The sequence below is a fragment of the Thermogemmatispora sp. genome, assembly GCF_019683755.1.
GTDB lineage: Bacteria > Chloroflexota > Ktedonobacteria > Ktedonobacterales > Ktedonobacteraceae > Thermogemmatispora.
Map to the genome: position 1 here is coordinate 1 of NZ_JADGHT010000122.1, position 12313 is coordinate 12313.

6 protein-coding genes and 1 pseudogene are annotated in these 12313 nt (G+C 59.5%); 5 read left to right on the forward strand and 2 right to left on the reverse strand.

All coding sequences use genetic code 11. The annotated features are described in order from the left end of the window. Positions 1–862 (forward strand): Mur ligase family protein (locus IRZ24_RS09965; RefSeq protein WP_297163330.1); only part of this gene is annotated, 862 nt, incomplete at its 5' end. Between the two features lie 200 nt (positions 863–1062). Here IRZ24_RS09965 and pckA read toward each other — a convergent pair. Further along, the gene (pckA, locus tag IRZ24_RS09970; RefSeq protein ID WP_297163334.1) at positions 1063–2646 is read right to left on the reverse strand and encodes a phosphoenolpyruvate carboxykinase (ATP); all 1584 of its coding nucleotides are present in this window, start codon (positions 2644–2646) and stop codon (positions 1063–1065) included. A 951-nt stretch (positions 2647–3597) separates the two neighbouring features. Between pckA and IRZ24_RS09975 the strand changes: the two genes are divergently transcribed. Genes IRZ24_RS09975 through IRZ24_RS09990 form a run of 4 tightly spaced genes read left to right on the forward strand, consistent with a single transcriptional unit; the run spans position 3598 to position 11592 of the window. After that, positions 3598–6648 carry an FtsX-like permease family protein gene (locus IRZ24_RS09975; protein WP_297163337.1) on the forward strand — a complete coding sequence of 1017 codons (3051 nt, stop codon included), beginning with the start codon at positions 3598–3600 and terminating at the stop codon, positions 6646–6648. Between the two features lie 31 nt (positions 6649–6679). After that, positions 6680–7633 carry an ABC transporter ATP-binding protein gene (locus IRZ24_RS09980; RefSeq protein ID WP_297163339.1) on the forward strand — a complete coding sequence of 318 codons (954 nt, stop codon included), beginning with the start codon at positions 6680–6682 and terminating at the stop codon, positions 7631–7633. A 17-nt stretch (positions 7634–7650) separates the two neighbouring features. Beyond that, entirely contained in the window at positions 7651–8391 is a 741-nt protein-coding gene (locus IRZ24_RS09985; protein ID WP_297163343.1) for an ABC transporter ATP-binding protein, read from the forward strand. A 36-nt stretch (positions 8392–8427) separates the two neighbouring features. Further along, entirely contained in the window at positions 8428–11592 is a 3165-nt protein-coding gene (locus IRZ24_RS09990; RefSeq protein WP_297163347.1) for an ABC transporter permease, read from the forward strand. A 224-nt stretch (positions 11593–11816) separates the two neighbouring features. Here IRZ24_RS09990 and IRZ24_RS09995 read toward each other — a convergent pair. After that, positions 11817–12313, reverse strand: a pseudogene (locus tag IRZ24_RS09995) (MFS transporter); the annotation flags it as partial.

The window sequence follows — 12313 nt, forward strand, 5'->3', positions numbered from 1 at the left end:
GCATCGCATCAGCCCCTCGGTGGCCGTGATGACTAATCTTTATCCCGACCATCTCGACACCTACGCCAGCATGGAAGACTATGGGGCGGCCAAAGCCAACATTTTCCGCCATCAGCGTCCTGAAGATCTGGCGGTTTTCAACTACGATAATCCCTGGACACGTCGTTTCGGCGAGGAGGCCCCAGGCCGAACCTGGTTCGCCAGCCTGGAACGCGGCGCTAGCTTTCCCCGCGGCTCTAACGAACTGCTACCTTTCACCTTCCGCGATACCCCCCTGCCCGGGCGCCACAACCTGGAAAATGTTCTGCTGGCTACTACTGTTGCCCGCCTGCTGGAGATCCCCGACGACATCATCGCCACCACTGTGCGCCAGTTCCGTGGGGTCGAGCATCGCCTGCAGGAAGTAGCCGTTATCGATGGCGTGCGCTATATCAACGATACTACCAGCACGACCCCGGTAGCGGGCCGCATGGCTCTCACCGCCTTCAGCGCTCCCATCATCCTGATCGCCGGCGGCAATAGCAAACATCTGCCGCTTGAAGACTGGCCAGCGCAGATTGTGGCTCGCTGCCGCGCTGTGCTTCTGCTGCAGGGCACTGGTACAGAGGAGCTGCTACCGGCATTGCAGGCCGAGGCCTCCAGGCAGGGACGTCCCAATCCTGTACAGGGCGTCTTCGATCGCTTTGAGCAAGCCCTCGATGCCGCCGTGGCCCTGGCTCGCCCCGGCGACATTGTCCTACTCTCACCTGGCTTCACCAGTTTTGGCATGTTTCAGAACGAATTTGAACGTGGACGGCGCTTCATCGCCTATGTGCATGAGTTGCAAAGACGCAAAGGTAGGGATCAGGACGCCAAGGGCTAAGGAGCCTGCTGGGCCAATCTTCGCTTTGCATGGGCCTGGGTCCAACCAGCAAACATGGCTTTCAGTTGCGCCCCTGCCACTTTGTCTTTCTCACAGCAACAGAGAGGCCGCGCTACGAGGCACGATAGCGCGGCCCTCCTCACGACAGCTTTCAAGCAAGGCGTAGCAAGGACCCTGTTCCCGCTCTGCCACCCGCCAGCTTAGCGCGGCCCAGCAGCGCGCACCTCCTCACCAGGGAGCGTAAACTGCTTGAAATTTTCCTTAAAGCGCGCCGCCAATTCAGCCGCCTGGCGATCATAAGCTTCAGGATCAGGCCAGGTAGCGCGTGGGTTGAGCAATTCAGCGGGCACACCAGGGCAGGCGACAGGAACATGCAATCCGAAGATCGGGTCAGTGACCGTTTCCACGCCTTCCAGCTCGCCGCTAATTGCCGCACGCACCATCGCCCGCGTATAGTTGATATTGATGCGCCGTCCTACGCCGTAGGGGCCACCGGTCCAGCCTGTATTGACCAGGTAGCAGCGCACCTTGTGAGCAACAATGCGCTCACGCAGCAGGTTGGCATACTCGCCGGGGCGTAACGGCAGGAAAGGGGCCCCAAAGCACGGGCTAAATGTTGCCTGTGGCGTCGTCACTCCCGACTCCGTCCCCGCCAGCTTACTGGTGTAGCCGGAGAGGAAATAGTACATCGCTTGCTCTGTAGTCAGACGCGCGATCGGAGGAAGCACGCCGAACGAATCCGCCGAGAGAAAGATAATCGCCTGGGGATGACCAGCGCGGCCCTCTAGCACCACATTGTCGATAAAGTCAACGGGGTAGGCCGCCCGCGTATTCTCAGTAATCGAGGCATCCTCATAGCGTGGCTCACGCGTCTTCTCATCAAGGACGACATTCTCATAGATGGCGCCGAAGCGCATCGCGTTCCAGATCTGTGGCTCATGTTCACGCGACAGATTGATGCATTTTGCGTAGCAGCCGCCCTCGAAATTAAAGATGCCCGTATCGCCCCAACCATGTTCATCATCACCAATCAGGCGACGCGTTGGATCAGCTGACAGGCTCGTCTTACCGGTCCCTGAGAGGCCGAAGAAGAGCGCTACGTCGCCTTTCTCACCCACATTGGCCGAGCAGTGCATCGGCAGAACGCCCTGCGCCGGCAACATGAAATTGAGCACCGTGAACACCGCCTTCTTCATCTCGCCAGCATAGTGCGTGCCGGCGATCAGGATCAGGCGCTCCTCGAAGTCGATGATAATGGCCGTCTCCGAGCGGGTGCCGTGAGTGCGAGGATCAGTGTGGAAATTGGGCACGCAGAGAATTGTAAAGCCTGGGCGTTCGCTGGTCAGGTCCTCATCCTTCACTCGCAGGAAGAGCTGACGCGCGAAGAGATTATGCCAGGCCAGCTCTGTAATGACCTGCAGCGGTATACGGTAAGCCGGATCAGCCCCGGCAGCGGCATCCAGAACATAGACGTCTCGTCCTTGCAGATAAGCCGCTAGACTGCGACGGACCATTTCGAAGTGCTCCGGAGTCATCGGGTGGTTATTCTCACCCCACCAGATGCGCGAAGCCGACTCCTCGTTCGAGACAATGTATTTATCTTTGGGAGAGCGCCCCGTGTGAGGGGCGGTCTTGGTGGCAAGCGCGCCGTTGGAGGCCAGCACGCCTTCACCGCGCGCCAGAGCATGCTCAACCAGGATGGCCGGGGCAAGATTCCAGTGGATCTTGCCCAGGTTCATCAGCCCATATTCTTCCAGGGCCTTCCGGCTCATCATCATTGTCATAGAGTGTTCTCCTTTTAGGGCACGTTGGCAACGGCTTTGTCCTCCCGCTGTATGCCTGTACCGGTTCCCGAGCAGCGATCGGAAAAATCAGTGACATAGCCCGATAAATATACCCAACGAGCACAATAGGTGATGACAAGTGAGGCGCTCAGGTCTACCCGGCACTGCGCATACAAGCGTGTGCGTATCCGTCTTTGAGCGTCCGCACAGCAACGTTGATGCCCCTACCGGTCGTTAGTTTATCAAACTTGACCGGGACAAAGCAACCCAGAGAGTCGCAAGCCCGGCACTCGCCTCCCACCTTCTCCATCAGCCAGGCAAGGGGACGGAAAAGACTCAGCTCGTGGCGCCGAGGCGGTTCACCAAACTGTTGCTTATTCTTTGGCAAAAAAATTTGAATAGATCATTGACATTCATCTACCTCTCTGCAGGATGTGACGCGGTCAGCCGGCCCTTAAGTACATCTCCAGCGGAGCAGGGAGGCTGTACCTCTCTTCTCTTAGCGCTCTTGCTGTCATTCAAGGCTGCTACCCTTCTGATAAGCTATGGACAGGCAGGTGCGCAAGATTATCTTTACTCTGCTTATATTCTATGAATTTAAAATAATATCATAGAATTGCTTATTCTATTCGATGGCAGCGTCAGAAGGCTGATCCTCCAGTCCTTGTCTCTTGCAATCACGTGCCAGCGACTTTCGGCCTCTTTATTCGTTCTCTTCTATAGAGAGACAGCAGGGTGGCTCTGATGTCGCCTGGACGATCTCACAGCTCTGACTACTTCTCGATGCGATCCTTTCCTTGACAGTTAGAGCGCTCGCATATACTTGTTGTATGCTCGCGCATGCTCTCCTACCCCTCTAGCGTCTCAAAGGATGAGGAGGCTGCCGCTGATCGCCCTACCGGCCACGTCTGGATAGCCTGCTGTCTAGCATCGCTCGGAGAAGAGAAGACTATGGCTCGCTTTCTGCCCGCTCTGCATTCCACGGGTTCGGCTCCCGCCGGTGGTAAGAGAGGGGAAACCGCTTCGCGCTCCTTCGTCAGGCTAGCTTTCTGGCGCCTGCGCCGTAGCTGGGGCTTGCTGGCGATTACGGCGCTCGGCCTGCTGGTGGCAGTGACACTGCTTTGCACGGTGCCTCTCTACTCGGCCCTGACGCTCTCCCTCGGTCTGCAAGATACTTTCCGCTCCCATCCCCAGAGCGCCAATATTCTGGTACAGAGCAACGCTGAACAGCTCTCTGCCTCCGGCCTTGCCCATGCCTCTGCTCTGCTCGATCGGGAGTTCCAACGCTTACTGGGGAGCTATCTGAGCACGGCCAGTCTCACCATCACGACACCTTTTGTCCCGCTTGTAGATCCAGACACTCAGGCCGTGAGCGGCAGCGAAGTGCAACTTGTAGCTAAGCCGGCTGCCAGTCTGGCTGCCCACGCTTCCTTGCTGGCGGGCCGCTTTCCCCAGGCCCAGTTATCTTCTTCGTCAGCCAGTGTTCTGGAAATTGCGCTCTCCTCGCAGGAGGCCAGCTTGCTGAAGGCTCGCCCTGGCTCGACCTTTATCGCTCAGTTTGCCTACGTTAAGATTCCCATTGAGCGAGTTGTGCGCAATGTGACTTTGCAAGTGACAGGGATTTTTTCCGCAGAGGCCGATCCGGTGTTCTGGCAGGGCGCAACTTTCACGGCGGTCCCGCGCAGCGCGAGTAGCGGTCAACAACTGGGTTTACAATCGACGTTTCTCACCACCTCCGAAAGCCTGCTCTCCCTCTTTGATCGCTTCAGCCAACAGATACATGGCCTATCCTTGGAAGAGCCTTTTTCTCTTTCCTGGCTCTATCACCTTGATCCCCAGAAGGTCAAGATCAGCGATCTCGGTCTGCTCTTTACCAACATCGGTCGAGTGGAAAGCGACATTCTCAATAATTCCGCCCTGCATATGCCACCGTTGATAGAAAATCTGCAGGTCTCTGTACCGAGCGATGCCCTGTACGAGTTTTCTGATCAGGTGAGTATCGCCACGATTCCTCTCTTTTCTCTAGTGACGCTGGTCCTCTCACTGGTGCTCTTCTTTGTAGGAGTTATGACCAATCTGCTGATCGAGCGCCAACGGGAAGCAGTCGCTCTCTTGCGTAGTCGCGGCGCCAGCCGGCTACAGGTAGCCGGCATGTTTCTGGTTCAAGCCTTGCTGCTGACACTGCTGGCTCTGATCGGGGGTCCGCTGCTGGCCTTTGGTCTGGTGATCAGTCTGTCTCGTGTGCTCCTGCCCGGTAGTGAGCTGGTCACGCAGCAACTGCTGCTGTCTGAGCCGTTGCAAACCCTGCTTTCGCTCGGTGGCTATGCCCTGGTTGCATCGCTGGTGGGCCTGCTGACGATGGCGCTGACGATCGCGGGTGCTACGCGTTCTGATGTACTGACTCTCCGACGAGAGGCCGCCCGCGCAAGCCAGACCCCGCTGTGGCAGCGTCTCCAGCTCGATATGGTAGCTGCTCTTCTGATGCTGCCTGGCTATGGGGTCGCGCTCTACCTGACGCGTTCGGATGTCCTCGATGCCCGCACCCGCTTGATCCTCCTGGCGCCGCTCACTCTGGTGGGAGCGGTCTTCTTGACTGTCTCTCTTCTATTACTATTGATGCGTCTTTTACCTATCATCATTGACGTTGCCGCTCATCTGACAGCGCGTCAGCGGGGCCTGGCCCCCTTGCTGGCTTTAACTCAGATGGCCCGCGCCCCCCGCCAGTCGCTGCGTATGTCTCTGTTACTGGCTCTAGCCACCGCCTGTCTGCTGTTCACGCAGGTGCTGCTGGCATCACAGGTCCAGCGCAGCGATGATAGTAGTGCTTTTCAGGTGGGTGCCGATATCAGCGGCGCGCTTTCGCAGCCTCATTCTCCCCAGGACCTGGCGAAGCTGACAGCTACCTATCAGCGACTTTCAGGCGTGCTCTCTGCCTCGCCTGGTCTGGCCACCACCCTTGTTGGTGGCAGCGCTCAGGATATTTCGATTGCACTGCGGGCTGTCGATAGCGGAACGTTCTCCCGTACGGCTCAGTGGCGGCGAGCGGATTCCGCTACGTCCCTTTCTTCGCTGATGCAGGCGCTTGTCGCAGCTCGCGCCAGCGCGCTGAGGACCAGTGTGGTGCCAGCCATTGTTGATGTCAATGCCGCCCGGTCTCTTCAGCTTGCACCGCATAAGACCTTTACGCTCAGTACCAACGACGGTCGGGTCTCGCTCGCCTTTATGGATGTGGCAACGGTCGAGGCTATTCCGACGATTACCTCAGCGTCCTCGCCGAGCGATTCGGTCGATGCCGACCTTCCTGCCGGCGGCGTCTTGGTCGATTACCGCACCCTGGTTGCGGTTCTGCAGCAGCAGTTTCAGCCGGAGCTTGTCACCCAGGTGGCCCCACTCAATTATGTCTGGCTGAGAACTGTGGACGATGGTCCGCAACTCACTGAGCTGCGCCAGCAGCTCAGCAAAGGGGCCCTGGCGCTTTCACCGCTGCTTGACCGCCGCGCGTTGCTCTCTAGCCTGCTACATGCTCCCCTCTATGTGGATCTGGTCGGCGTGCTGACGATTGGCGCCTCCAGCGCACTGTTACTGGCTTTTTTTGGAAGCCTGATGGCTTCATGGCTGAACGTGCGCAGCCGCTTGACGACTTTCGCCCTTCTCCGGGCGCTGGGAGGTAGCCCGCTCCAACTGGCTGCGACGCTGGCCTGGGAGCAGCTTTTGATCTTTGTGTTCGCTCTGACTCTCGGCGTCGGCCTCGGAGCCTTGTTCTCCTGGCTGACGGTGCCTGCTCTGGTTTTTACAGCCAGCAGCAGCACTGCTCTGACAACGCTTTCACCTGGAGCACTCTATGTGGCGCAGAGTATGCCGCCCGTGCAACTCGCCATACCGGCCTGGCTCCCCGTGCTTCCGGCTCTTTTGCTGGGACTCTTCTTGCTCGCATTGGGAATGATGATGCGCACCATCTTACGCCCAGCACTGAGCCAGGTGCTGCGAGTCAGCGAGGATTAGGTGAGGTGAGTTGCAATACAAAGGAGTCTCTATGACATCGACATCAGCGGTCATTATCTGTGATAATCTGGTGAAGATCTATAAGGTGGCAGATCTGGAGGTGGTGGCTTTACAGGGGCTAGATCTGGAGGTTCAGCCCGGCGAGATGCTGGCCTTGGTGGGGGTCTCCGGCTCGGGCAAGACCACCTTACTCAATATTTTGGGGGGACTCGATAGCCCTAGCGCCGGACGTTGTTGGGTAGCCGGCTATGACCTCGCTCGCCTGAATGAGCGTCAGCGCCTGCTCTACCGACGCTTTGTGGTTGGCCATGTCTGGCAACAGAGCGGGCGCAATTTGCTGCCGGAGCTGAGCTTACAGGAGAATATAGAGTTGCCGCAGCTTTTAAGCGGGGTGGCCCGCCGCGAGCGCCTGCGACGGACCCGTGAATTGCTGCGCCTGATCGGCCTGGAGGAGGCCGCCCATCGCCTCCCGGCCCAGATCTCTGGCGGCGAGCAGCAACGGGTAGCGATCGCTGTCGCTCTTGCCAACCAGCCCCAGGTGCTGCTCGCTGACGAACCGACGGGCGAGCTGGATACTCAGACGGCTGCGGAGATTCTCCAGCTCCTGCGCCGCCTTAATCAGGAGCTGGGCTTAACTATTGTGCTGGTCACCCACGATCCAACGCTAGCCGCCAATGTGGACCGGGTGATCGCTATTCGCGATGGCCGTACAAGTACGGAGACGGTACGCCGTGAGGCGCCTCTCTCAAGCGTTCCTGCGCACATGGCTACCGCCAGCGCTGTCATCGCTCTGCCCAGCGCAACGCATCGTGAGTCAGTGCTGATCGATCGCGTGGGACGGCTTCAGCTTCCTAAGGAGGCCCTGGAGCGCATTCCTTTTCATGGCCGCGCCGAGGTGGTCATTGCCAATGACCACGTGGAACTCTGGCCTGTCGGCAGCTTGCTCAACGGCGAACCGACAGCGAGAACTCATAGCGCCGAGTGAAGGGAGGAAGCGCGCTGATGGAACAGCAGTTGGGTTTCGATCAGCAACCACTGGAGCACGGGGGAGCTTTTCAGGCTTCGGTGCCGGCGTCAGCGGTGGTCGAGGCGTACAACCTGCGCCGCGAGTTTCGCAGCGGGAACAGCCTGGTTCAGGCGCTACGCGGGGTGACGCTGCGCATCGAAGCTGGGGAGTTTGTGGTCTTGCGCGGACGCTCCGGTTCCGGTAAGACGACACTGCTCAATATTCTGGTTGGCCTCGATGATCCAACGGAAGGAGAGGTCATTCTGCTCGGGCAACGCCTGCGTCACCTGAAAGAGCAGGCTCGCGCTCGCTTGAGGCGTGAAGCCGTCGGCATGGTCTTCCAGAATGCTCATCTTTTTCCGTCCTTGACAGCCCTTGAGAACGTTGAGGTGCCTCTGCGGCTGGTACATATGGAGCCGCGGGAGCGCCGCCAACGTGCGCAAGCGGTCCTGGAACGTGTCGGTCTGGCTCACCGTTTGCACCATCGCGGCCTTGAGCTGTCCGGCGGCGAGCAGCAACGAGTGGCTCTGGCCCGTGCTCTGGTGCATGAGCCGCGTTTGCTCGTGGCAGATGAGCCGACGGGCAATCTGGATACGACAACAGCTCGGGCGATGATGCAGTTGCTGCGCGAGGTGGCCCATGAGCGCGGTATTGGTCTGCTTATGGCTACTCATGATCCCGAGGCGGTCACCCTGGCCGACCGCGTGCTTGAAATCTCCGATGGCACCTTGCGCTAGCTGGTCGGCAGCCATGAGTAGAGGAGGTAGCAGTCTATGGCCACTCCTGAGCGCTATTCGCCTGTGTGGAGGTCCTCGCCACAGCCCCCCGTACCACCCCGGCGTGGCTGGCTAGGCCCTCTTTCTTCCATCTTGCGCCTGGCCCGCTGGCGGACGCGCAGCACCCGAGGCTTATTGGCCGTTGCCTGGCTGGGCATGTTGGCTGCTGTGATGATCGTGGCCGCTGGGCCGCTCTATTCAACAGTGGCTATGACGGCGGGCCTGCGCACAGTGCTGCTGGCTAATCCGCAAAATCGCTCGGTGATCGTGCAGGCTACCACTCAGCAGATCAACGCCGCTCTGCTGGCGAACATCACCCGCTCCATTGACCAGGAGGTTCAGCAGTATCTTGGTCCCTATGTCGGGCCTTTGCATCTCTCGCTTGATATCCCCTGGCAAAAGGTGATCGCGCGCGATGGTCGGCGCCTGAGTCCAGCTATCGATAATCTGGCCCTTGTTACGCAACCAATACAGCAGGCCGCTCAGCATCTGACACTGGTGGAGGGGAACCTGCCTCCAGCGCTGACGCCGGCTCAGGCCCGGCGCCAGGTGACCGCCACCGGCGCCAGCCTGGCTATTGCCCTCAGTCAGCAAGAGGCCCAGCGCTGGCAGGTTCATGTCGGCGAAAGCCTGGCGATTCAGCTCGTCTATAATTTTCCAGGACTGCCTGGGAATGTCCCTTTCGAGCTACGCCGCGTCCGCACGCTTACACTTCAGGTTACCGGCATTTTTGCCAATCAGTATCATGGCCTCAGTCTGGATGAAGATCCTTTCTGGCACCAGGAGGCTTTTCTGAGCGCTGATCACCAGGGGATCGGCCTGAACGGCGAGGGGGCCGACTATACGGCTTTGGCCGATACGACCACCGTGATTACGGTGCTCGACAGATTCTATCAGCAATTGCAAGGCGAGAATAATCCTGTCCCTCTCACCATGCAACCAGTACTTTGCTGGCTCTATGAGCTACAGCCAGCCCAGATCACGATCGACCAGCTCTCGGCGATTACTTCCGGCGTCCATAGCTTGCAGCTCGATGTGGCTAACCGCAGCGCAGAAGAGAGTCCGGACGCGCTGACCCAAGAGCCGTTCGTTATGGGCACGACAGCTTTTCTGCCTTCCGATATCCTCACCCAATATCAGAGCCGCCTTGCACTGGTCCGTATCCCGCTTATGGCTGTGTTGGTACTCATTACGGCCCTGCTGCTCTTCTTTGTGAGTATGATTGCTGAATTGCTGGTCGATCGCCAAAGCGAAGCGATTGCGGTGCTGCGCAGCCGCGGCCTGAGCCGCAGTCAGATCCTTGGCATGTTTGCTTTGCAGGGACTGGCGTTGAGCATCCTCGCCTTGTTGATGGGCCTTGTCGGTTCCGGCTTGCTGGTACAATTGCTTGCTGCTCGCCTGCTGCCGGCCACTAGCCCGAGTGTCCCGAGTCTCGTGGTCGAGGATTGGCCTGCGCTCCTGCCTTCTCTGGGCTGGCCAGCTGTGATGACCACTTTGACGGGACTGGCTGCCTTGCTCGGAGCCTTGTGGCGTCCTCTGCGCTCGAATATCGTCAGTCTGCGCCGTGAAATAGCCAGGACTACTCAGCGTCCGCTTTGGCGCCGCCTCCATTTGGATATCGTGGCCCTGCTCCTGATGCTGGCTGGTTACGGCCTTTCTGCCTATTTTGTCAATAGCAATGTGCTTGATGCGCGTCTACGTCTGCTTCTCCTCTCCCCCCTCTCGCTGCTAGGAGCCGTGTGCTTGCTCCTGGCAGCTATTCTGCTATTTCTGCGCCTGCTGCCACGGCTGCTGATGCTGGCAAGCAAGCTAGCCGCCAGGAGACGCGGCGCCGCTCCCCTTCTGGCTGTGGCTCACCTGGCACGCGCGCCGCAGCAGCCGGCCCGGATGACTCTCCTGCTGGCCCTGGCGACTGCTTTTGCTGTCTTTAGCCTGGTTTTTCTCAGCTCACAGGCTCAGCGTGCGATTGATGTTTCGATCTATACAGTGGGGGCGGATTTCAGCGGACCACTGGCCTTCCCTGGACGCCTTGACGATCTCAGCGATCTGACTGCCCAGTATCGCCGTTTGCCGGGGGTGCTGGCGGCTTCGCTGGGTTTCGCCACGACGGCCAGTGCTGGTGGTACGCTCCAGCTTCCTATCGCGCTGCGCGCCGTCGATAGTGCAACGTTCACGCAGGCAGCTCTCTGGCCACGACAAGGCTCTGATCCTGCACTCCCAACGTTGATGGCGCTTCTGCAGACGCGCCGTGGCTGGGGCGAGGCCCATCATCTGGTACCTGCTATCATCGATGAGGCCGCGGCTCAGTCGCTGCATCTCTCTACTGGCTCGACACTGGTTCTCACAGTGACAGCCACACCCAGCTCTCCGCCGATCGAGACGTCTTTTGTCGTCGTTGGTCAGGTGCAGGCCATGCCCACTGTGCTCTCCAGCCCGCAGGGCAACGTCGCCAATGGGGTGCCCGCCGGTGGAGTTTTGGTCGACTACCAGACCTATGCGACCATCTTCGAAGGCCCGGCGCTGGCCGCCGGAAGCGACCTGCTGCCGCTCAATTACGTGTGGCTGCGTACTTCGGAGTCTGCCTCTGCCCTGTTGCGCCTCCGCTCCCTGCTGACCAGTAGCGATGTAGAGCTGACCCAGGTCCTTGATCGGCGCACGCTGCTAGAGGAGTTGCGCTATGAGCCACTCTATCTGGATCTTCTGGGGATCTTGACCTGTGGAGTGATCGCTGCCCTCGTGCTCGCTCTCGTGGGGAACCTGCTGGCTTCGTGGCAGAGCACACGTCGTCGTCTGCTGCAGTTTGCTCTCCTGCGCGCCCTGGGCAGCAGTCGGCGCCAGTTGGCTGCTATGCTCGCCTGGGAACAGGGCCTGATCTATGTGGGAGCGATCGTTTTGGGAACGTTCTTCGGTCTTGTGCTCGCCTGGCTAGTGGTGCCGGCGCTGATCTTCACTGGGGCCCCCAGCGGCGGCCCCGGCAGCGATCTTGGCGGTACAGCGCTCTATGTCTCGCAGCGCGTCCCCGCCGTCCAGCTTGTTTTTCCACCGGCCCTGTTGGTGCTGCTCGCAGGATTGGTCATGATCTGCCTGCTGGCTCTGACCATGACAGTGAGCCTGGTGACGCGCCTGACTGTGGCTCGGACCCTGCGCTTGAACGAGGATTAGGGTAGGGACTGCACGCTGCCGTCAGCGAGAGGGCGATAAGGCCTGCTAGGAGAAGAAAGAGGCCGACGAGAGCTGGCGGGCTGCGGAGAATGGAGGCCGATCAACTCACATCGGAGGGGAGCCACGCCATCCCGCACCGGAACAAAGGAGTGCGAGACGAGAGCGGCAATGGTTACCTTGCCTCGTCTCGCACTGACACTTTGTGCTTCTTGGCCTCTGCCTTCTTACTGCCTCATTCCTTTCTCGCCAGGCAGGGGAACAGACTGCACGGCCTCGCTCGCGAGAGCACTACCAGCCTCAATATCATGGATGTAGCGCCGGCCACGCAGCAGCGAAGCCAGAGCGGCCACCAGGCAGAGCACTAGCGAGAGGTAGAAGACCGAGCGCAGGCCCACCATGAATGGCGAGGCGATCAAATTGGGGAAGAACATTTTTCCCAGTAAATGAGCGCGCTGCGCCGGTGCAATGTGCTGCAAGACCGAGGCGGGCAGCAAGGTGGCCATTGGGTTGTAGCCCAGGAAGGCCGCAAAGAGGGCCGAGGTAGGCGGCAGATGGGCAATTTTCTCCGCTACAGCCGCAGGGACTCCGGCAGCGGTCAAGCCCGAGGAGAGAGCTGGGGGCAGTGCCGTGGCCAGACCAATTGTCACCACGCTAAAGAAGATGCCTATACTCATGACCGTGGCCGAGTTCTGGAAGGTCGAGCGCATGCCCGAAGCCACAC